14 protein-coding genes and 2 pseudogenes are annotated in these 21014 nt (G+C 70.0%); 7 read left to right on the top strand and 9 right to left on the bottom strand.

Annotated elements, in window-relative coordinates; all coding sequences use genetic code 11:
- Positions 1-444 precede the first annotated feature (444 nt).
- Positions 445-1329 (bottom strand): hypothetical protein, encoded by an 885-nt coding sequence (locus ACTVZO_RS42645; RefSeq protein ID WP_443303982.1) that lies wholly within the window; start codon positions 1327-1329, stop codon positions 445-447.
- Between the two features lie 164 nt (positions 1330-1493).
- On the opposite strand from ACTVZO_RS42645, the gene ACTVZO_RS42640 reads away from it, so the two are divergent.
- Positions 1494-1640: a hypothetical protein gene (locus ACTVZO_RS42640; protein ID WP_443303981.1), complete on the top strand. Its 147-nt coding sequence runs from the start codon at positions 1494-1496 to the stop codon at positions 1638-1640.
- A 411-nt stretch (positions 1641-2051) separates the two neighbouring features.
- Here ACTVZO_RS42640 and ACTVZO_RS42635 read toward each other — a convergent pair whose 3' ends face one another.
- From ACTVZO_RS42635 to ACTVZO_RS42615, 5 genes are all read right to left on the bottom strand, one after another.
- Positions 2052-2774: a cation diffusion facilitator family transporter gene (locus ACTVZO_RS42635; RefSeq protein WP_443303980.1), complete on the bottom strand. Its 723-nt coding sequence runs from the start codon at positions 2772-2774 to the stop codon at positions 2052-2054.
- 2 nt (positions 2775-2776) lie between these two features.
- Complete coding sequence (locus ACTVZO_RS42630) at positions 2777-3112, bottom strand: ArsR/SmtB family transcription factor (RefSeq protein WP_443303979.1); 336 nt, start codon at positions 3110-3112, stop codon at positions 2777-2779.
- A gap of 604 nt (positions 3113-3716) precedes the next feature.
- On the bottom strand, positions 3717-4556 hold the full coding sequence (locus ACTVZO_RS42625; protein WP_443304055.1) for a glycosyltransferase family 2 protein: 840 nt from the start codon (positions 4554-4556) through the stop codon (positions 3717-3719).
- Positions 4557-4603: 47 nt separating this feature from the next.
- Positions 4604-5644, bottom strand: coding sequence for a tetratricopeptide repeat protein (locus tag ACTVZO_RS42620; RefSeq protein ID WP_443303978.1), 1041 nt, complete (start codon positions 5642-5644; stop codon positions 4604-4606).
- A 609-nt stretch (positions 5645-6253) separates the two neighbouring features.
- Positions 6254-6856: a DUF4352 domain-containing protein gene (locus ACTVZO_RS42615; protein ID WP_443303977.1), complete on the bottom strand. Its 603-nt coding sequence runs from the start codon at positions 6854-6856 to the stop codon at positions 6254-6256.
- 689 nt (positions 6857-7545) lie between these two features.
- Between ACTVZO_RS42615 and ACTVZO_RS42610 the strand changes: the two genes are divergently transcribed.
- The 4 genes and pseudogenes from ACTVZO_RS42610 to ACTVZO_RS42595 all read left to right on the top strand — a co-directional run bounded on the left by ACTVZO_RS42610 (position 7546) and on the right by ACTVZO_RS42595 (position 8904).
- The gene (locus ACTVZO_RS42610) at positions 7546-7794 is read left to right on the top strand and encodes a hypothetical protein (protein ID WP_443303976.1); all 249 of its coding nucleotides are present in this window, start codon (positions 7546-7548) and stop codon (positions 7792-7794) included.
- A pseudogene (locus tag ACTVZO_RS42605) lies at positions 7775-8083 on the top strand (WhiB family transcriptional regulator); the annotation flags it as partial. The gene ACTVZO_RS42610 and the pseudogene ACTVZO_RS42605, both read left to right, overlap by 20 nt.
- Positions 8084-8305: 222 nt before the next feature.
- The gene (locus ACTVZO_RS42600; protein ID WP_443304054.1) at positions 8306-8605 is read left to right on the top strand and encodes a sigma-70 family RNA polymerase sigma factor; all 300 of its coding nucleotides are present in this window, start codon (positions 8306-8308) and stop codon (positions 8603-8605) included.
- Entirely contained in the window at positions 8602-8904 is a 303-nt protein-coding gene (locus tag ACTVZO_RS42595) for a hypothetical protein (RefSeq protein WP_443303975.1), read from the top strand. Before ACTVZO_RS42600 ends, ACTVZO_RS42595 begins: the two co-directional genes overlap by 4 nt.
- A 546-nt stretch (positions 8905-9450) precedes the next feature.
- Here the strand turns inward: ACTVZO_RS42595 and mobF are convergent.
- A complete protein-coding gene (gene mobF, locus ACTVZO_RS42590; protein WP_443303974.1) occupies positions 9451-13386 on the bottom strand; it encodes a MobF family relaxase in 3936 nt (1311 codons plus the stop codon).
- Between the two features lie 268 nt (positions 13387-13654).
- Between mobF and ACTVZO_RS42585 the strand changes: the two genes are divergently transcribed.
- On the top strand, positions 13655-14404 hold the full coding sequence (locus ACTVZO_RS42585; RefSeq protein WP_443303973.1) for a hypothetical protein: 750 nt from the start codon (positions 13655-13657) through the stop codon (positions 14402-14404).
- A gap of 51 nt (positions 14405-14455) precedes the next feature.
- A pseudogene (locus ACTVZO_RS42580) lies at positions 14456-14907 on the top strand (alpha/beta fold hydrolase); the annotation flags it as partial.
- A gap of 358 nt (positions 14908-15265) precedes the next feature.
- Here ACTVZO_RS42580 and ACTVZO_RS42575 read toward each other — a convergent pair.
- A complete protein-coding gene (locus ACTVZO_RS42575) occupies positions 15266-16663 on the bottom strand; it encodes a Fic family protein (RefSeq protein ID WP_443304053.1) in 1398 nt (465 codons plus the stop codon).
- Between the two features lie 147 nt (positions 16664-16810).
- Entirely contained in the window at positions 16811-20833 is a 4023-nt protein-coding gene (locus ACTVZO_RS42570; protein WP_443303972.1) for a tetratricopeptide repeat protein, read from the bottom strand.
- Between the last annotated feature and the right edge of the window lie 181 nt (positions 20834-21014).

Genomic DNA, 21014 nt, shown 5'->3' with positions numbered 1-21014 from the left:
CGGGCTGTGCTCTGTTCTCACACACTTCCGCCGAGTCCGGCATACCTGGCATACCTCCCACAGGCGCGACATCAGCACCCTCATACTGCAGAGCCAGGCTTGCCGCTTTGGTGGGCCGACCCGGCTCGGGCTGGACACGTTGGAGCTCAGCACCGGCGAAGACGGCCTGCTCACCCCGCACGGTCCGGAGGCACTCTCATGGTGTCCGGCCGGACTCTCCCCGGCCGGACACCGTCGGGCTGGTATCCGCGCAGCGCTATCGGACCACGTCGGCGCGAACCGCTTTGCCGATCAGACCGTCCGTGTACGTCACCGTTTTCGCGGTGAAGTCGCCCTTACCCGTGATGCTGCCGCTCACGTTCGCACACGGCGCCAGCTCGACCGTGTCGATCTGGTGGGCCGCGAGCGGAGGTGATCTTGAAGACCATTTGGGGCATACCCTGGTCACGAATCGTGGACGGCCAGTTCGGAGCGGCGGCGCTGTTCGGCAGCCAGGCGTTTGGCTTTGCGGCGGACCCGTTCGCCGAAGGCGTCCGGCTCGGTGGCGCCTGCCGCGGTCGCGGCCTCCGTCCACGTTGTAGCGTCGGCCGCCGCGTATGCGATCACCACCTGTCGCTCGGCGGGGTCGAGCCCTCGAAGGACAGCGTTGAGCCGCTCGTCCTCGTAGATCCCGCCTGCCACCCGGTGCAGCAGGTCGACATCGGCGGCGACCAAGTCGTACAACGACAGTTCATTCCCGAGGGGGGCGTCCAGGGACAGCACTCGGCCGTGCCTCGTACGCCGTCGCCATACCGGCACCAGCTGACGGTGGATAGCGCGCGCTTCCGCCCGCAGGGCGTCGAGCGCGCTCGCAGGCAGCCTCCCGTTTTGTTCCAGGGGATCAACCCAGCCACCGACAAGGGCGGTGGACACCGCCTCCCGCCAACGGGCGCTTACCGGCAATGCGAGCGACTTCAGCGCGAGCACATCCATCACGCGCGGCTCAACGGACTGTTGGCACGCGACTGAACGGATGTACAGGGCGAGTTCCAGATCGCGGACGCGGGAGGCTCGTTCTCTGTACTCGTGGACGGTACGCATAGCCGCTGCCGCGGCGCTGAGTGACGGCTGCGGAATCCGCTCGACCCCGTCATCCACCGACTTCAGGAGTACAGCGTCCTTGCCGACGTCCATCACGTCCGCAAGGTTCGACAGCGTCATGTCGGTCCTTTCCGGCAGGGGGCGACCGTTCCCCCTCAGCCTCACCACGTGGTGATCGCCCTCCGGGGCGGTTTGCACCTCCTCTGGGAAGATGCGGGAGAGGGTTCCGACAAGATGTTCGATATCCATCTGTGCTCCTTGACTGGGTGCCGTCCACTACCCGGCCCCGAGGAACAGCTCTATCGGCAAAGAATTCTGACAGCGTTTTGGACGTCTGCCGCGCGCCCGTCCTCCTCGTCCAGGACGGCCGCGGCCGGGTCGCGCAGGGGTAGAAGGTGCCACCCGCAAGGACGGTGGCACGGAAGCTGTACCGGCGCAGGCAGTTGAGGTTCACAAGCTTCAGCTGGGAGAAGCCGGGCGACGTTCTGGTCCACGACATCGTGCTCGCGCTGGTCGGCGGGCGGGCCCGCAGTGCGGTGACGGGGGCGGCGTCGAGGTAGCGGGTGTCCACAGCGAGGCGGCGTCGAGGAAGCGATCCCCGTGCGTAGGTGTGGGTACCGAGTGGGCGTCGCGTACGCGGCGAACTCTCGGACCGCGCCAAACCAGCCCTCGACAGCCGGGCCACCGGCGGATGGCCCGCCACGGCAACACCGCTGGAGCCGGTCACCGAGCACCCGCCCAGTAGGTGAAGTCGGGCTGCACGACGGCGACTGCTGGCTTTGTTCACGACTCCCGACAGCACTTGTTCACCATATCGGGAGGCAGCCTGATCCGGCCGGGGTCGATGTTCACGAGAGCGGGAGGCAGCTGGGGCTGACCACGATCCCAGGCGCGAAGGCTCCCTTCCGCTCGGTCTTGAACGCCGTGAGGGCCCGGCCGGCACCGGGGCTCTCATCGCGGCTGCGGGCGGTCTAGTTGCAGCAGTCGCATCCGGGCGGGCAGTTGCCGCACCCATCGGTCTTGGGTCCGGCGGAGGGGACCGCGGTGGTCGGCGGCGCGCAGCAGCCCTTGCCCTGCCAGGCGTCGCGGCCTTCCTTGACGGCGATGACGGCGATGACGAGGGCGGCGATGGGGTCGGCCCAGGACCAGCCCAGGGTGGCGTTGAGGACCAGGCCCACCAGCAGCACGGCGGACAGGTACGTGCACAGCAGGGTCTGCTTGGAGTCCGCGACTGCGGATGCGGAGCCGAGTTCGCGGCCGGCGCGGCGCTGGGCGGCGGACAGGAACGGCATGACCGCCAGCGACAGCGCGGCCAGCACGATGCCGGGGACGGAGCTTTCGACCTCACCGGTGCCGGTCAGTGCGCGGACGGCGTCGACGGTGACGTAGGCGGCCAGGGCGAAGAAGGAGACCGCGATGATCCGCAGGGTTCGTTGCTCGCGCGCTTCGCGGACGGCGTGGTCGGAGGCGGAGAACTGCCAGGCGATCGCGGCGGCGGACGACACCTCGATGACGGAGTCGAGTCCGAAGCCGATCAGGGCGGTGGATGAGGCCAGGGTGCCGGCGGTGATGGCGACGATCGCCTCGATGACGTTGTAGGTGATGGTCGCCGCGACGAGGAGGCGTATCCGGCGGGTGAGCGCGTCGCGGCGGGTCGGGGAAGGCCCGAGGGATATCGGTATCTCGGCGGCCATGGTCAGCAGCAGCCCTTCTCGTCGGCGTCCGGGCAGGTGCGGTCGGTCTCGACGGCCACCACGGCGGTGCGCAGGTCATCCAGTGCGTGGCCGAGGCGTTCGTCGGCGAGCTCGTAGCGGGTGCGCCGTCCGTCGGGCCTGGTGACGACCAGGCCGCAGTCCCGCAGGCACGCCAGGTGGTTCGACAGCCGGGTCCGGGAGACGCCGAGCGTGTCGGCGAGGTCGGCCGGGTAGGCGGGGGCATCTCGCAGGGCGAGCAGGATGCGGCAGCGGATCGGGTCGGCGAGCGCGCGGCCGAACCGGGCCAGCACCTCGATGTCGGAGGCAACAGTCAGCACCCCACGACAGTACATAAAATCCTGAATTCAGGAAATCATGGATCAGTGTTCCGGGGATGGGTGCTGGCGAAACTCGTGAACATTTGGAGCGGGGCCGTCCGCTCAGCGCCTCCCGAACCGGTGCCAAAGTACTGTCCGTTCTCGTGGACAGAGCCAGCGGCTGCCTCTTCCCAGTCGCCGTCCCGCCGGCAATTGCACGAGCAGCAGCTCGCGCTCGAGGGTAGGCCCACCCCCTTGGTCATCCTCGCGGGCGCGGGAAGCAGGTGCCCTGGCACGCGACCACCGCCGCCGACCTGGGGTCATCCCCGCGTGCGCGAGGAGCAGCCAAAGAGGGCATCCTCGCTGGCGACGATCTGGGGGCATCCCGCGTGCGAGGGGAGCAGCGTCCTCGCGACGCTCCGTTCCACGTTCTGACCTTCAGGTGGGCTTGCCTGGCCGGTGTTGACGGCAGCCGCTGCTGACCAGCCCGAACCTCGTGGGCTCGTAGGCCGAGGTGCACCCGTGTTGGTGACGGCGGAGCAAACGCGGCGAGCCGGAGCGTCCGCGGCCCGCTGTGGGCCGCTGGGCGTCAGCCATCCGGCTGCTGTCGTGGTGCCGGGGGAGGTCAGATCACCGGAGGCCGGCCCAGCCGGGTCATGCGCCACACGGTCCGCCACCGCATGGGCCGCCGGGGCGGGCACGGGACCCGCACTCCCTCGAAGAACCCGGCCCACCATGACTTCAACCCCGCCAGTGGCGGGCGTTGGACCAGGGTGTATGCCGCCCACGAGGCGAGGTAGACCGGGACCAGGACGGCGGGCAGGTGCCGCTTTGCCAGCCAGACGCGGTTGCGTCCGGTGTTGCGGTAGTAGACCGTGTGGCGGGATGCCGCGGTTCGGGGGTGGGTCAGGAGCATGTCCGCCCGGTAATCGATCTCCCAGCCGGCGTCGAGCGCACGCCAGGCGAAGTCGGTTTCCTCGTGGGCGTAGAAGAACTGCGCCGGGAACTCCCCGACTTGGTCGATTGCACGCATCCGGATGGCGTGGGCGCCGCCCAGGAAAGTGGTGACTGGGCCGGAGACGAGCGGGTCGGCGCCGCCGAGCCGGGGTACGTGCCTGCGCTGGGAGATGCCTTCCTCGTCCGCGATGCGGAAGCCCACGATCCCGAGCCGGGGGTTCGCGGTGAATGCCTCCCTGACGAGTTGCAGCGTGTCGGTCTGGGGCAACAGGCCGTCGTCGTCGAGGACCAGGACGATGTCGACACCCTCGTGCTCGCGCAGCCACTGCACCCCGGCGTTCCTGCCCCCGGGAATGCCCAGGTTCTCCGGCAGCTCGACGGCCGCGGCCCCGTCGGGCAGGCCGGGAAGCTTCACCCCCTGGGCGAGCACGACGACCGTCGCGGGGTCTCCGTCCTGGGCCGCCACCGAATCGAGGAGGGCCCTCAGTTCCTTCTCCCGGTCTCCCATGGTCAGGATCACGACGCCGACCGTCGGTGTGTCCGCACGGGGGCCGCTCACGCCTGGGCTCGCAGCAGGTCGGCGGAACGCTGGTGCAGGGCGTTCGCTCCTGGAACCCGGCGCTTTCGGTAGCCGGCCGCCGCGGACTGGATCGCCCTGATCTCCTTCCGGTTCCGGTCGGAGACCACGCCGTCCATGAAGTCGAGGGAGCGGCTCCACAGGGCCACGGCCTCCTCGTGCCGGTGCTGGGCGGCGACCGACTTGCCGAGGTTGACCATGGTCAGGCCGTGCACCCGCTGGTAGGTGCCCGGCACCCGGCCCTTGAGCGCCGTGCGGTAGTGCTTCTCGGCCGCCCGGTGGTCGCGCATCTCGGTCAGGGTCTTGCCGGTGTGCGAGGCGACGGTGGCCGAGACCGGCCCGGAGGCGGCGGCGTACGACGGCACCACGTCGTCTCCGGCCAGCATCGCGTCTTCGGCCGACAGCAGGGCGGCAGCCGCCCGCTCGCTCTCTCCGCCGGCCCCGTATGCCCTGGCGCACGTGACCAGCAGGAGTGCCTCCGTCTGCCGGTCGACCTTGCCCGACGCACGCCGCAGTGCTGCCTCCGCCAGGCCAGTACACGAGCCGAGGTGGCCGAGATCGAGTGCCTGGTGGGTCAGCGCCCGCATCATCCACGCGCCGTGCCCGTGGGGGTCGCACTCGCAGGCCAGTTGGAAGCCGAGCAGGTAGTAGCGCTGGGCGGCGCCCTCGCGGCCGAGGTCGTGGTGCTTCCAGCCGACCAGGCACGCCAGCGTGGCTGCCGCGCCGAAGGCGCTGCGCCGTACCGAATCCGATGGGAAGCGGCTCTCCAGCATGGGGACCACGGTGTCCGTGAGGTATGCGGTCACCGTCGTCAGGCCGTGGCCGCCGCCCAGCCGATCGTCCGCGCTCCGGAACATCTCGGTGAGCTGCCGGACCGTGTCGACCTCCTCGGCGCCGACGCTGCCGCCGCGCTCGGCCGCCCTGAGGGTGGCGGCGACTGCTTCGTGGTCGTAGGCAAGCGGCAGACCGACGGCGGCTGTCGCGAAGGCGGCGTTGAGGAAGTCCCTGCGACGGAGCATCACGAATCTCCCGAGGTCAGTGGCGCTGGCCAACGGGTCGGCTCCCAGGGCCTCCCCGATGCCTGCGCAGCCTAGACCGATCTCGGTGAGCGTGACCTTCCGCTTCATCCTTCTGGTGAGAGCCTCGGCGATGTACGAGCGGGTCTGACGGTTTGGTGTGCCGCCGGTGACCCAGGAGTGCACGGCCGAGCGGAGGTCCCCGCTTGCGCGGGGAGCAGGCTTGCTGACCTGGGACTCTACGTGGGCAGGGCTCGGTTCTCACACACTTCGCCGAATCCGGCATACTGCGCATAGCTTCCACGAACGCGACGTACGCACCCCCAGAGCCCCAGAGCCACGTCGCTCATCACCCGGACGACCAACACGACGCCCAGACCACAGGTGAAGATTCGCCCTGTCGCCCACGTCAGGCCGTCAATGTCGGTCCCCAAGCCTTCAAGGTTGCTGCTCCGGTGGGTCGAATCCGACTCGTGCTGGACACGATGGAGGCCCGCGTCGACGAAGACGGCCTGCTCACCCCTACCGGACCGCACGGTAACGAGGGCGCTCGCTTGGCGCCCGGCCGCGCTCTCCCCGGCCGGGCACCGTCAGGCTGGCACTCCCGCCGTACTATCCAGCCACGTCCGCGCGAACCGCTTTGCCGATCAGACCGTCCGTGTACGTCACCGTTTTCGCGGTGAAGTCGCCCTTACCCGTGATGCTGCCGCTCACGTTCTCACCCGGCGCCAGCTCCACCGTGTCGATCTGGTTCTCGTCGACACCGAGTTCGGCAGCGTGCTTGGTGCCGTTGGTGTCGGTGATCGCGAAGTACAGCGGGTTCACGTTGATCGGCTTGCTGCTGTTGTTCGTAACCGTGACGGACACACTCGTGTACGCATCACCCTGCGCGAGGATGGTCTTTTTGAACTGCGTCTTCTTCGCAACGACGTCGACCGCTGCCTTCTTCTCAGGCGCGGCAGAGGACGGCTGTGGCTCAGGAGCCTTCGCCTGCGCGGACGTCGCGGCAGCCGGCGGCGTGGACTCCTCAGCCGTCTTGACGCCGCTCTCACCTCCGAGGAGCACCCCGATGATGGCGAGCAACACGACGAAGCCCACGACGCCCAGACAGGAGAAGCCGACGATCTTCCCCGTACTGGACTTCTTCGGCTGCGGCGGGGGCGGATAGCCGTATCCGGGGTGCGGCTGGCCTGGCGGCGGGAACTGCTGTGACATGAGAACCCCCACGGTGAACGGGTGCGAATCCGGACACCGTAGGGGGATGAGCGCGCTCGGGTGCGGCAATGTCCAAACCGTGACAATCGAAGGTTCAACCATCGGTCACCTGGCCCGCCCCGAGCACCCACTGGCCCATGGAGGCCACTTCGACGCCGCAGCACCGCGGGCGGAAGAAGGCCGACCCGCATGGTTCGACGATGGCTGCCTGCCGCCCCACACCTTCAGCTGGCGCGGCAAGCTGCCGAGCTACACCCGGAACGACGTGCCGGACCCCGTAGCGGCTATCCGACGCACCGATGGGCGTCGCAGACACCGCGGACGTCTCGGCCTTCGTCGAACCGGGTGCGGCCATGGGAGACATCTGGACCGCCTGTCTCGACGAAGCACAGGGCCGACCGGCTCACCTCACCTCACCTCACCTCACCTCACCTCACCTCACCTCACCGACCAGACAACGCGGACGGCGTGCTGGGGTCCCGCACCGACTGTCGACCGCCCGGCATCGGACTGGCCCGACCCGCCTGCCGGCACCGTGCGGGCAGCCATCCCCCGAATCCCCGTATGACGGGCGGCGCCGATCCGCAAGATTCTCAAAAAAGTTCGGCTCTCCAGGTCACGCAACGGACTCCTCACAGGCACTCACCCTTCGACAGCGTGCAGCCAGCCCACCGATCGGAGCCCCAGCGATGTCGGAGTACGAGATTGCCGCCCTCACCGTTGGAGCGGGATGCCTGGTGAGCGTGCTGCGGATGTGGATCCGCGTACACGGCCGTACCAGCATGGCCCGCACCCGGAGCAGTCACCGCAGCGAAATGATCCGGGGACTGCCGAGCGGCAGCCGGGTATTGGACGAACACGACAAGATCACCGTTGAGGTCGGCAAGCCGCAGACGGTCGAGGAGCAGGGGGTCCGCAGTGTCACCGTGGGTCGATAACTGGGCGGAGCAAGCGTCCTGCAACACTCGCGATCCGGACGGGCTGTTCCTGAAGCCCACGGCGGAGAACCGGGCGAAGACGGTGTGCACGGGCTGCGTGGTACGGACGGAGTGCCTGGCCGACGCACTCGACAACCGAGTCGAGTTCGGCGTGTGGGGCGGGATGACCGAGCACGAACGGCACGCCTTGCTGCGCAGGCGCCCCGGGATCCAGTCTTGGCGCAAGCTGCTGGAGACCGCACGTACCGAGTACGAGCAGAGTGTCGGGATCCTGGTCCTGGAGAAGGAACGACCGGGGTGCCAGGCCCAGCCCGGACTGGCCGAGGAGCAGGAGCAGCAGTACGGGACCGTCTTCCGGGCCCGCTTCGTGCCGACCGTCGGATTCCTGATCACCGCCGGGGCGGGAAGGCACGATGCCGAGGACGCCGTCCAAAGCGCCTTCGTGCAGCTGGCCCAGTCATGGGCGTCAGTGGAGAACCCCGGAGCCTGGCTGCGCACCACGGCATGGCGGATGTGGCTGAAGGCCAAGGGGAAGGAGAAGACCTGGTCGTCGAACCCCAGCGACCTGCCCGATGTGGCGGTTCCCGACCAGAGCTCCCACATCGCCGAGGAGATCGACCTCGTGCAGCTGCTGCGCCGACTCCCCGTTCTCCAGCGCACCGTCATGGCCTTCGAGATCGACGGATCCACGCCCGCGGAGACCGCCGAGGTTTTGGGGATGCCGGCCCCGAACGTCCGCCAGAACCTCCTCAGAGCACGTCGCAGCCTCGATCGCATGCTCAACGAAGCGGACGCAGGAGGTGCACTGTGAGCAACTCACCCCGGCGTAGTGCCGCCCAGCCCCTGGATGAAGCACTGGCCGCGTCCATGCAGCGGCTGACCGACGCCCTGGCCACGACCACGGACGTCGGCTCCCGGCTGGCAGCCGCCTTGTACGCTGCCGCGCTTCCCCCGGCGCCCCACGTCAGGACCAGCGTCGACACGTTCCTCGACCAGGGCCGTCACGAATTGCACGCGACCCTTGAGGCCACTACGGACGTGGAGAGCCGCTTGATCCTGGCCCTCCATGAAATCGAGTTGGAGCCGCAGGCCGACAGCACGAGCGAATAGGCCGCACCTGCATGCACCGACAGCGACACGCTCGCCCATTCCCCGCGAACGGGGAGCACCCCATCGACGGCCACGCCGTCACCGAAGGGCAGAGATCATCCCCGCGTGCGCGGGGAGCAGGAACTCCGCGACGTGTGCATCAAGCGCGCCTCGGGGTCATCCCCGCGTGCGCGGGGAGCAGGCTTGCTGAGCTGGCATTCTAGGTTGGCAGGCGAGTGTTCTGAGGCACTTTGATTGGATCCGGCATTTGCGGCATTAGGCATATTCTGCCGAGACCAGCCGTCCCGTGTCCCCCCGCAACTGCCCCGCCGCAGTCGGCCACGCTACGACCACAGCGACCGGTCTGCCCCGCCCGAGCTCAGCCACAGAAGGTGCGCCCGAGCGATGCCCGCGCGCGGTATGCGGTGTACGGGCACTACTCCGCACCACACACCGCATCAGCCACTGTGCCGCTTGTCTCCGGGAGCAACCACCCCCGGCCCGCACCGGCCCGCCGAAGCTCGTGCGACGAGGCGAGCACCGGAGCGGAGCGCAGGGCGCAGCCCCTCAGCGGGCCGGGGGGCGGGGGCCGCGAGCGGGCTCCGGGAGGGGAACCTGTGGTGAGCGGGGCTGCGGTGGCGTGGCAGGTGCGGGCCTCCGCGCGGGCAGCATGGCTCCGGTCCGCTGCGCCGATACAGCCGCCGCCGTGCGTTCGTCGGTCTCGCGGGCGTGCCGGATCGGGGCCGCGGTGCGCATTTCCTCCCGCAGGGCGGCCTCCCGCTGCAGCTCGGCCGCGGTCGCGCGGTGGCGTACGGCTGCGGCGCGGGCGGCTGCCGCCTCGGTCCGCAGGTGCCGGACGTCCTCGGCGAGCCTCGAGTCCAGGCGGGCGGCCAGCACCGGCACGCGCTGCCGCATCGCTTCCAGCAGGCCCGTCATCGCCCGTACTTCCCGTACTTCCCGTACTTCCCGTACTTCCTTGGGTGGGGCCCATGTTCCGGCGGGCGCGAGCAGCGAGATCTGCGGGTGGGCGGCAAGCGTCCGCGCGGCCTCCTCCAGCGCCTCGGCCGCCGCGCGCGAGGCACGGCCGGCCTCCTCGATCGCCGCCACGTACTGCCGTTGGTACTCCGCGGTGAGGTCCTGGACCTCCCTCTTGCTCGTACCGGCCAGCCGGAGGGCGAGTCGGCCCTTCTGACCGGAGGCTTCGATCCGGTCGCGGATCCGGCGTACCGACTCCGCGTGCCGCTCGGCCGCCACCCCGCGACCGCTTTCCTCCCGTGCCCGTTCGGTGCAGGTCCCGGCTCGCGCGAGGACCTCGTACGCCGCTGCCGCGAACGCGCCGCCCGGGGTGACCGTGGCGGTCAGTCGGCGTTCCTCCTCGAGGGCTCGGCGTTCGTGTGTGCCGGCCAGTTCTTCCGCTCGCTGCGCGGCCGCACGCTCCTCGGCCTGCCGGGACGTCAGCTGCGGTGCGAGCAGGGCTCCGTACGGGCGCTGTTCCCAGGCGGGGTACGCCCGTTCCTCCCGTACGGGAGTGCGGGTGAGTTCGTCGGTGACCATGACGGCCGCGGCGGTCTCAGCCTCGAGGCGGCGTCCGTACGCGGCGATGGCGCGGTCCAGGCGCTCGGTGTCCGAGCCGGCCGGTCCGAGAACGGCGCGGGTGGAGTGGTCTTCGAGCTCGTCGAGGGGCAGGTAGAGGTGGCTCTCCAGGCGGGCCCGGGACATGGCCGGGTAGAGGCTGTGGGAGTCGGCGTGCAGGCCGTAGGCGAGGGTGACGTCGGCGGTCAGGCCCTGCGCGGCGCTGATCGTCATGGCGTAAGCGTGGGTGAGGCGCCCTTCGGAGATGTCGCGGGCAGACATCCACGCCTCGTGCAGGACGAATCCGCCCGTCGGCCGGGGACGGCGCCACTGGACGAGGACGCCCTGCCGCGCGTGCACGTCCAGGACGAGGCCTCGGAAGCCGTTGAGGACGTCGACCGCGGAGGCGTCTCGGTGCGAGCGGTAGTCGTTGCGGCGGATGCGGACCAGGTCACCGGCCGCGAAGCGGATCCGTCCGCCGCCCGCGACCGCGTACGTCCGTCCCGGCTCCAGCTCGCCGGAGGCGATGAGCGCGGCGCGGGCGCCGGCGTTGAGGGCGGCGACGTCGGCTCGGCGGGCGGCGAGCAGGAGGAGGCCGGACATCTGGCCGTGCGGGTTGCCCGCCCAACGGGTCCGGCTCGCGTTCCAGTCGCCGAGCATCGAGGTCAGGGCTTCGGTAGCGGTGTCCTCGGCGTGTACGCGGCCGTGGGCGGCGAAGGCGGCGAGCGCGCTGGTACGGCCGTCGGCCCGCCAGTTACGCAGGGAGGCCCGTTCCACGATGTCGCGCTGGCGGCGGTTCTCGGTGAGCTGCAGGCCGCCGACGATGCGGTGGACGCGGGCGAACCCGCCTCCGACGCCGACCGCGCGGAGCTGGAGCGGATCGCCGACCGCCACGACCTTGGTGCCGGTGTCGGCGGCGTGTCGCAGGAGCGCGGCGAGTGCCCGGTCGTCGACCATCGCGGCCTCGTCGATGACCAGCACGCCGACCCCGTGCAGGCCGCGGCCGCCGCTGATCTCGCGGGTCCACGCGGCGACGGTCCGGGACTCGATGCCCGCCTCGGCGGCCAGGTTCGCGGCGGCGACGGCCGCCGTCGAGGCCCCGGCCACGCGCAGCCCGGCGGCCTCCCATCCGGTCCGGGCGGCCCGCATCAGCGTGGTCTTGCCCGCGCCGGCGACGCCGATGACCGCGTCGACCGCATGACCGGCCGTCAGGAGCCGTACGAGGACCGCGCGCTGCTCGGCGCTGAAGGCGAAGGGCCGGTCGTCGTCGGAGGCGGCGAGCTCGGCGGTGGCGAGCGTCATCTCCGCGGCTTCGGGCGTCAGCAGGGCCAGCTGTCGGCCGAGGCCTGCCGTGGCGCACTCGATCACGGCCTGCTCGGCGGCCACGACCGTGGTGTGCGTGTACCGCTGCCGGTGGATGTGGTGGCCGCGGTTGGAGTCGGTCAGACGGACCGCGTGCCCCTCGACCTCGAGGACCTCGTCCGTCAGCGCGCTCAACTGCGCCACCGACAGGAGGTAGGGCAAGGTCTTAGCCACGGCTGCCATCACATGCGTGTGGGAGACCGTCTTCCGGGACGCGGTCAGCCCGTGCTCGGGGTCCCAGATCAGCGCCGCGATCTCGGCCGGACCGGGCATCCTGGGGGCGCCGCCGGCGGACAGCGGCGGCACCGAACCGTCGGGTCCGGGGCCGGGCAGCGCGGCGGCAACCATCGTGTCGACAGCCCCCTCGCCGCCCAGGACGGAGGCAGCCCGCGTACGCCAAGCCTGTCTCGGCACGCCCGGACCGGCGTCCTCCTTCGCCTCCGCGCTCCTGCGGGCGGCCGTCTTCTGCTGCTCACGGGACGCGCCCTCGCCGACCAGGTCGACGACCTGCTGGTGGCGCCGGGAGAACGCCTCGCGAAGCCCTTCCTCGACCCCCACGAGCTCCCAGGCCCCCGTGGTCGCCGAGCGCTCGAACCGCGCTCCGTACCGCTCCGTGAGGCGGGCCCGCAGTCGCCCCTCCGCGATCTCGTTGACCAGGTGGGCGTAGCGGTGCAGGTCCTCGCCGCCGCCGGCGATGGTGCGCCACGTACCGTCCGCGCACTTCGCCATGTGCGCGATGTTGACGTGGACGTGCAGGTGCGGGTCACCGGGCGAGCCCGCCACGGGCCGGGCGGAGCGGTGCAGCGTCGTCCAGCCGATCAGGCCGGACGTCTCCACCCGCTCGGCCTGCCGCCCGTCACCGTGGTGGCCGGCCATCCCGTACGCGGCCCACTCCTCCAGCGCTCGTACGGCCTCGGTGACGGACGCGAGCCAGTCCTCCTCGATCCGCCCGGCGAGTTCGGCTCCGGCCAGCCCGTAGGCGGCGGAGATGCTCTTCGGCAGGTCCAGGGTGATGTCCACGCCGCGCAGCCCGACATCGACGTGATGCCCCGTCCACCGCCGGGCCTCCGCCACCACGTCCGCGCCGTACAGCCCGTCGAGGCCGAACCCGGCGGCCGAGGCCAGCCGTTCGGCATCGGCCAGCGGCAGCAGGTGGGTCTCCCCGTCGCGCAGGATCCCGCGCTCGGCGCGGGCGAACCGCTGCGCGAGCGCGGGCCTGCCCAGATAGTCGGCGACCGCGCAACCGGCCTCGCCCGCAGCCTCCGTGATCGCGTCGACGAGCACCCGCGCGGGAACCTTCCCCCGCGGATCGAGAACCTTCTTCCGGGCGACCAACTGCTCGCCGGTACGCCAGTCCCGACCATCCATCAGCGCCCGGGCAGCCCCGGCATCGACCCGCTCCCCGGCAACCAGCCCGAGCTCGACCAGCCCGCCGCCGATCCACCGCAGGACGTTCTCCCCGGCAAGCCGGTCCTCGACCTGTGCGTCGTCGGCCCGGTCACATCCGCAGTCTCCGGTCAGCCGGTAGTCGACCTGCTCGGGGGCGTAGATGGGCGTCGCGTACCCCACCTGCCCACCCCCCTCGTCCGCTGCCGCCCCATCGCGCTTCATGATCTTATATCTGCGATACCTGGGTGCTAAAGATTGTTTCAGGGTTACGTCCGACACGTAAGGCGGCCCTCGACTTTTGTCCGCGGACAAAAGTCGAGGGCCGCACAGGGCGTGCGCACGGCAGTTGGCGGTGAGCTGGCTGGGGCATGCCGTACGCCTTGGAGCACGTGCCCCAGTACCGGGGGCGCAGGCTCGGACTCTGAAGACGTCTGCTTTGATCAGCCCCATGACGGACTGGTCTCAGCTCACCCATGCCTATGGCACCGCCGAAGACGTCCCTGGCCTCCTCGAGGCAGCCGGGTCCGACCCGGAGGATCCCGCCTGGAACGAGCTCTGGTCTCGCCTGTGCCATCAGGGAACGGTCTACCCCGCGAGCTACGCTGCCCTGCCCCCGCTGACCGAGAAGGCACGCCGGTTGACTGCGGCAGACCGAACCATGCCTCTGCTCCTGGCCGCTTCCATCGTCGCCAGCACCGACCAGCCCTTCGGGCCGCCTGAGCCCAAGGGTGTCTACGCCGCCGAGACCGCAGAGCTGATCGAACTGGTGGAGGAGGCTCTGGGCCTTCCGTCACTGGCCCGCAGCCCACAGCACTACGTGGAACTGCTGGAAGCCCTGCTCGCTTTCGAAGGCGTCGAGGTGTGGGGGGAAGAGCTGCACGGTCTCAGCGGTGAGGAGTACGAGGTCCCCTGCCCCGCCTGCGAGACCGACAACTTCGTCGTGTTCGGCGAGCACGGCTACTTCTCGACGACCGACGGCCTCTACATGAACGAGGCACCTGAGCACCGGAGGGATCTGCAGCCCGCAGCCGCCTCCTCCTTGGAAGGACTCGCCCAGCGACTCCACGCGCGTGCTCTCACTGACGGTCAGGCCGATGTCGCGCACGCCCTGACCTACGTCTTCGGCAGGGCGTACTGCGCGGAGTGCGGCGAGCTCTTCCGTATCGACCATGCCGTCGAGGCCCGCTACCGCGACTAGCCTGAGCCGCTCCGGAGACACGTCACCCCCTTCGGCTACGAGGAGGTCTGGATGATGAGCGATCTGTACCCGCCAGCCGAGCCGTACGAGAAGGGGATGCTCGATGTCGGCGACGGCAACTTCGCGTACTGGGAGGTCTGCGGCAACCCGGACGGCAAGCCGGCCCTCGTCGTCCACGGCGGGCCGGATCCGGATGCGGGACCGGGGCACGGCAGTACTTCGACCCTGACCGCTACCGGGTCGTCCTGTTCGACCAGCGCGGCTGTGGCCGCAGCACCCCCCACGCAAGCGAACCCACGACCGACATGGGCCACAACACCACCTGGCACCTGGTCGCCGACATGGAGCGCCTTCGCCGGTACCTGGGCATCGACCGCTGGCTGCTCTACGGAGGCTCGTGGGGCTCCACGCTGATCCTCGCCTACGCCGAGAAGTACCCGGAGCGGGTCTCGGAGATCGTGATCGCCGCCGTCACCACCACCCGGCGCTCCGAGATCGACTGGCCCTCGATACGGCATGGGAACTCTCCCGTGCCTGGCCCGATGCCGAGCTGACTGTGATCGACAGCGCCGGGCACCTGGGCAGCGACACGACCCGCGCCCATGTCCTCAAGGCCCTCGACCGGTTCGCCTCCCGGGAATGAGGGCGGGCCGTCGGCGATGCGGAGCCAATGACACCGCACATATCGCCGGCTGCAGGCGCATCCGTATCGCCCGACACGACCTTTGTCCGCGGACAAAGGTCGACCAGACACCGACCCGACCCGACCCGACCCGCCCCGACTCGAGACGGCCGAGACACGCACAGACCACGGAGTACACACCTGCGGTCCGGCTGCCGGAACGAGCCCGTCGGTGGGCGTCAGATCCCCGGTCGGTGGCCGGCACCGGCGGCGCTGCGCCGGGTGTCTGCCAGGTGGGAGTCGATGTACCGGGCGAGGACGAGTGCGTCTGCGGGCTCGTCGGCCTGGAATGTGACACGGCGCAGAAGGGTGACGTCGTCGAGCACAACGCCTCCGCGGGCGAGGACGAAGACGAGGGTGAGGAAGGCGGACCTAGCGTTGCCGTCGGCGAAGGGGTGGAAGAAGCAGACGTCGAGATAGGCACGAGCGGCGCGGGCCGTGAGGGGCACCGGGCTCTGCGCGTCGCGCGCACTCTCGGCCAGGCAGACGTCGAAGCGGGCTCGGGTGTCCGTGTTGATGCCGTAGCGCTCCCTGCCTGCCTTCGCGAAGGCAGGCAGGTCACGGAACGGCGGCAGCTCCGGTGTGCCCAGAACGTGTTGCTGGGCACACCGGAGCAGTTCGAAGTCGAGGCAGGCTCCGCGTACCGCTGCGCTGCGCAGCAGTTCCAGGGCCGCCAGCATCCCGTCGGCCCGGTCAGGGTCCAGGGCTCCGTCGAAGGCACGGATATCCTCCACAGCGCCATCGCGCGCCGGGAGCACCGGTCCGTCACCACCGCCGTCCGGTGCTTCCACCCACGACACGGTCTCACGCACCGCGAGCCAGCGCTCAAGGTGGTCCGGCGCGGGTCCCGTCTGCTCCGCGGGCCCGGCTGGCTGCATGCCGTCGTCCGGCCGGAGTGACACGGCGAGCCGTTCCGCGACATCGTCGACCAGCACCGTGTCGGGTCCTATCCAGCTCTCGAACCGCCCGCCGATCGCCTCATCGACCAGTTCTGCTGCGAGGTCCGGCACGACGCCCCAGCGGCTGAGGAACCAGGTGAGCACTTGCCGGCAGTGGCCGTACCAGCCGCTGCCACAGCCGGTGCGGTCGGTCACCTGGAGGATCAAGTTGCGGGCGGCGCGCTCCCACAGGATGCGCTGGTCCTGTACGTCGGCAAGAGCCAACGGGTACGCCTCGAACCAGCCGGCGAGGCTCTCGAGCCACGCGCGCCACTCGCACAGCGCCGACGTGACGCGGGTGAGTGTCTCTTCCGGGGTGGTGATCGAGTGCTGTGGGCAGCACCAGTTCCCGACAGGCCCTCCGTCGAAGTCGCCTTCGTCGTGCGCCCAGCGCCAGCCCACGGTCCAGCGGCCGTACTGCTCGATGAGGGCGTATCCCATGGCTTCTGCCCAGGGCTTTCCCTTGTTCCAACTCCAGTCGTTGATGACCTGGTACCCGTGAGGGGTGTCGGGGCGGCTGGGAATCCGGCGGGCGGGGCCGAGGGACCGCACCGTCCGCGGCACCGACTCGGCGTCGAAGGGATGGCGGGCTGGATCCACGTCGTCCCAGGTCAGAAAGCGGGGTGCCAGGTCGATCATCACCGCGCAAGCCTGCTCCTCCACCCGGCCCTACGGCAAACGGGTTTGACGAGGGCCGGGCTGGAGGAACCCAGCGGATGATCCATTTGCCTGGGAGGCCCGACTCGACTCTGGAACGGCGAAGGCGAGCCGACGTGGGCATCCTCTTCATCCGGCTGCGTGCTCCGAGAGGATCTGCAGACACGCCCGCACCCGGTGCGCCACCACTTCGTTGTCCAAGGCTGACAACTCGCTTAGGTAGTACTGAAGGTCTGCGAGCGTGCCCTGGTCTGGAGTGCGGGAGCGGAACGTCTCTGTCGCCTCCGCGACGCCGTGCTCATGATCGAACAGAAGGACACGGATCAAGGTGACGGCGGCAGGAGTGTCGTCGGGCGCGGCATCCAGGTGGTCGAGCGCCATCCACTGCTCCCTGGCCCCATCGATTCCGGACCGGACCGTGTCGAGCATCGCCTTCTCGAAGAGACACTCGATGTCATCGGGGTTCGCGGCCAGCGCCCGCTCGAGGTCGTGGCCGGCCTGCTCGTAGTTCCCCATGTGACGAGCGGTGATGGCACGTTCCTGGAGCGCCGAGGCGTTGCTCGGATCCAGTTCGAGTGCGGCGGTGAAGTCGGCCATTGCCTCGTCATGACGGGCGGCCTGCCGGCGGATGGCTCCTCGGCTGGTGATGAGGGAGACTTCGGTGGGATCCCCGTCGAGTGCTGACGTGAGATCGGTGATGGCCTCGTCGAAGTGGCCCAGCGCCGCGTGGGCCAGGGCGCGCTGCGCAAGCGCCGGCACCAGCGTGGGGATTTCGTGGAGAGCCGCGGTGAGGTCGACGATGGCCTGAGCGGGATGATTGTTCTCTCGATAGACGAGCCCCCGCGTCACCAGGGCGAGTGGGTTGACCGGATTCAGGTCGAGTGCTGCCGTGACATCGGCGATGGCCTCGTCGAAATGGCCGAGTCCGGCATGGGCCATGGCCCGGTGCGTGAGTGCCCGCGCAGGCGTCGGGCTCTGGGCCAGGGCAGCGGTGAGGTCGACGATGGCCTCCTCAAAGCGCCCTTCCTCCCGGTGCGCGATCCCGCGTTCGACGAGTGGCCATGCCTCGGTCGGATCCAAGTCGATCGAGGAAGTGAGGTCGTCTACGGCTTCCTCGTAGCGGTGGGCCTGCCGGTGGGCCTGTCCACGGGAGCCCAGTGCCCAGGCGTCCGTGGGGTCCAAAGCGAGCGCGGCCGTGAAATCGGCGACAGCCTCGTCGTAATGTCCGGCCTGCCGGTGGGCTTCACCGCGTTGGTTGTATGCCTCGAACAGGGTTGCGTTCAAAGCCGTAGCGGCGCTGAAGTCATCGATGGCCTCCTCGTAGCGGCCGCACTCCCTGTATGCCATCCCGCGTGCGAGGAAGGCCAGGGGGTCGGTCGATACGAGGTCGAGCGCAGCCGTGAGGTCGGCGATGGCCTCGTCGAATTGGCCGGCCTCGACGTGGGAGATTCCGCGCTTCACGAGGATCGAGGTGTTCGCTGGGTCCAGGATCAGTGCGGCGGTGAAGTCCTTGATGGCCTGATCGTGGTCGTCGGCGTCCCGGAATGCCTGTCCGCGCGAGACGAGGGCCCCGACCAGTGTGGGGTCCATGTCGAGGGCGGCCGTGAGGTCCGCGATGGCCTCGGCATAGTGGCCCGCCTGATGCTGCGTGGTCCCTCGGGATACCAGTAGTCCGGCATTGGCGGGTTCCAGGATGAGCGCGGCGGTGAAGTCAGCGAGAGCCTCTTCGAATTGACCGATCTGACGGTGCGTTACAGCACGCGAAACCAGCGCCCAGGCATTGGCGGGATCCAGGTCGAGTGCGGTGCTGAAGTCGGTGCGGGCCTCGTCGTAGCGCTCGGCTTTCAGATGGGCGATTCCGCGCTGGATGAGGACCATGGAGCTGGTGGGGTCCACGGCGAGCGCGGCAGTGAAGTCGGCAATCGCCTCGTCCGAGCGGTCCGCTTCCCGGTGCACCATTCCACGATGGGTCATGGCCACGATGTCGGTGCCGTGGTGGTCGAGTGCGGCCGTCAGGTCGGCAACGGCTTCATTGTCGCGGCCGGCCTCCCGGTGTGCCATCCCTCGTACGACGAGCAACCAGGTCCGGGTGGGTTCCAAGTCCAACGCGACTGTGAGGTCGTCGACGGCCTCGTCGAAGCGGTCGGCCTGCCAATGAGCCTGTCCACGGGAGCCGAGAGCCCAGGCGTCGGTGGGATCAAGGTCGAGCGCGGCGGTGAAATCGGCGACGGCCTCGTCGTAGCGCTCGGCCTGCCGGTGGGCTTCACCGCGTTGGCTGTGGGCCCAGGACAGGGTGGGGTCCAGTTCGAGTGCGGCAGTGAGGTCGGTGATGGCTTCGTCGTACTGCTCGGCCTCCCGGTGGGCCTCGCCCCGGGTCAGGAGCGCCCAGGCGTACGTCGGGTCGAGACGGAACGCGGTGGACAGATCGCTGATGGCCTGTTCGAAGTGGCCCAGCCAGCGGTGGGAGTCTCCCCGGTAGGCCCAGGCACGACTGTTGCCGGGGTCGAGTCCGACAGCACGGTCGAAGTCTGTCAGGGCTTCCTCGTCGTGGTCTTCGAGGTAGAGGTGCCGGCCGCGGTACGTGTGGGCCCATGCCCGTGCGGCGGTGGAGAGACGACCGTCGGCGAGCAGGGCCGTCAGCGCGGCCATGACGGGCTCGTCGCCCGCGACCGCGTCCTGAAGCCGCCGTGCCCAGAGCACGAGCTCGGGATCCGACGTGTCCCGCGCTGCCTGGTCGAGGGCGTCGGCCCATTGCCGCAGCGTGGCCGTGTCCCGCCCGGCGGCCTGTACGGCCTCGTCGAGGGCTGCGGGCAGATGGGCGGCGGGCTGTGCGCAGAGCCGGTGGTAGGTCTCGTCGGCGTGGTGACGGCGCCATCCGGCGTCGCTCCACCGCTTGCCCTCGGGCAGGCCTTGTTCGGCGGCGTCGCGCCAGTCGGCGTGCGCCTCGGCCAGTTGGAGGTGTGCCGTGACCCAGCGCCGGGGCGAGCGGGTGCGTTGCTGGCGGACCATGCTGGCGCGGACCACGGCGTGGTACTGCTTGAAGTCACCCCGGCCGGCGACGAAGGGCTGCTCACACAGCCAGGACCACAGTCCTTGTGCCTCGACGGGTACGGCGGCGGCGAACACGTCCTCATTCAGCTGCGGTACCAGCGCGCAGGCCAGGACCGCCTCACGCTGCTGCGTGCTGGTGATCCACTGGACGAACCGGTCGACTGCCGCGTCCACCACGTCCCCGCCCGCGTCCACGTCCTGCGCGGCGGCGGGCCTGGTGAGTGCGAGGAGTTCGACCAGGAGGGGCAGTCCCATCGACAGCTGCCAGACCGCCTCCGCCACCTGTGGCTCGGTCACGCCGCGCGCGGCGAGCAGCGCCCTCGTCTCGGCCTCGTCGAACTCCTCCAGCGGTACGTCGGCGACCTGGGCGCGCAGTTCGGCCCAGTCGCGTTCGCGGAGCTCGTCGCGGCCCGCCATCACGACGATGACGTTGGCGGGCAAGGAACCGAAGGTGTCGCCGAGCAGTTCGCGCAGCCAGTCGTCCAGGTAGCGTCCGGTCAGCTCCCACGTGTCGAGGAAGAGCACCACCCACGGATACCGGTCGCACAGCCGGCCCACCTCGGAGACGAACGCCCGGCTCACCCCGGCCGCGTCCCCGCCGCGCGCGCGACGGCCGCGGCCCCGCACCCCCGCCCGCAGCCGGTCCAGCCCCTGGGCGGCGGTGTCCGGGTTCGCCATGGCGGTCATCACCCCGGCCCCCGGGATCAGTGACACGGCACCGAACGCGGCCTGCGACACCAGCCGGCTGGACACCGAAGCCCCGCCCTCCGCCGGATCCGCGCCCTCGACCGGCATCGGCTCGGCAGCCGCCTCCTGCTCGCGGCGGTACTGCTCGGCGGCCCGGTCGAACTCCTTGAACGGCCCGGACTCCTCCGCCAACTGCCGCGCCAGCTCCACCAGAGCCTGCTGGACACCGTGCACGTCGTTCTCGTCCACCACCGCGGTGACCGCCCCGGCCGCCCTCGCGGCCTGCTGCCACTGCCGCACCAGCGTGCTCTTGCCGACCCCGCCCACCCCGCGCACATGGAACAGGAACTCCGCGGACTCCGGATCCTTCGTCAGGTTCTCGGCGAACAACGACAACTGCGCCCGACGCCCCACGAACTGCGACCTGGACCGCTGCCGAATCAACTCACCACGCGACCGGCTCCGCTGCCCCGACCCCGCCATGCACACCCCCCACTCGGCCCGCCCCACCCTCGGGCGGCAGGCTCCTGTTGCTGCCAGCAGTATCGCCACTCGGCTACGGCTCCCGGCAGCGATCTGCGGTATTGGCTTGCCC

It is taken from the genome of Streptomyces sp. IBSNAI002, from assembly GCF_052244475.1.
Lineage (GTDB): Bacteria > Actinomycetota > Actinomycetes > Streptomycetales > Streptomycetaceae > Streptomyces.
The sequence above is the reverse complement of the archived record's forward strand: the minus strand, read 5'-3'. Positions and strand labels throughout refer to the sequence as shown.

What these genes read in the sequence shown, in the direction of transcription:
- ACTVZO_RS42645 (WP_443303982.1), bottom strand. Translation starts at nt 1,329, where the DNA reads ATGGATATCGAACATCTTGTCGGAACCCTCTCCCGCATCTTCCCAGAG.
- ACTVZO_RS42620 (WP_443303978.1), bottom strand. Translation starts at nt 5,644, where the DNA reads ATGCTCCGTCGCAGGGACTTCCTCAACGCCGCCTTCGCGACAGCCGCC.
- ACTVZO_RS42585 (WP_443303973.1), top strand. Translation starts at nt 13,655, where the DNA reads ATGACGGACTGGTCTCAGCTCACCCATGCCTATGGCACCGCCGAAGAC.
- ACTVZO_RS42625 (WP_443304055.1), bottom strand. Translation starts at nt 4,556, where the DNA reads ATGGGAGACCGGGAGAAGGAACTGAGGGCCCTCCTCGATTCGGTGGCG.
- ACTVZO_RS42600 (WP_443304054.1), top strand. Translation starts at nt 8,306, where the DNA reads ATGTGGCTGAAGGCCAAGGGGAAGGAGAAGACCTGGTCGTCGAACCCC.
- ACTVZO_RS42610 (WP_443303976.1), top strand. Translation starts at nt 7,546, where the DNA reads ATGTCGGAGTACGAGATTGCCGCCCTCACCGTTGGAGCGGGATGCCTG.
- ACTVZO_RS42615 (WP_443303977.1), bottom strand. Translation starts at nt 6,856, where the DNA reads ATGTCACAGCAGTTCCCGCCGCCAGGCCAGCCGCACCCCGGATACGGC.
- ACTVZO_RS42575 (WP_443304053.1), bottom strand. Translation starts at nt 16,663, where the DNA reads ATGATCGACCTGGCACCCCGCTTTCTGACCTGGGACGACGTGGATCCA.
- ACTVZO_RS42635 (WP_443303980.1), bottom strand. Translation starts at nt 2,774, where the DNA reads ATGGCCGCCGAGATACCGATATCCCTCGGGCCTTCCCCGACCCGCCGC.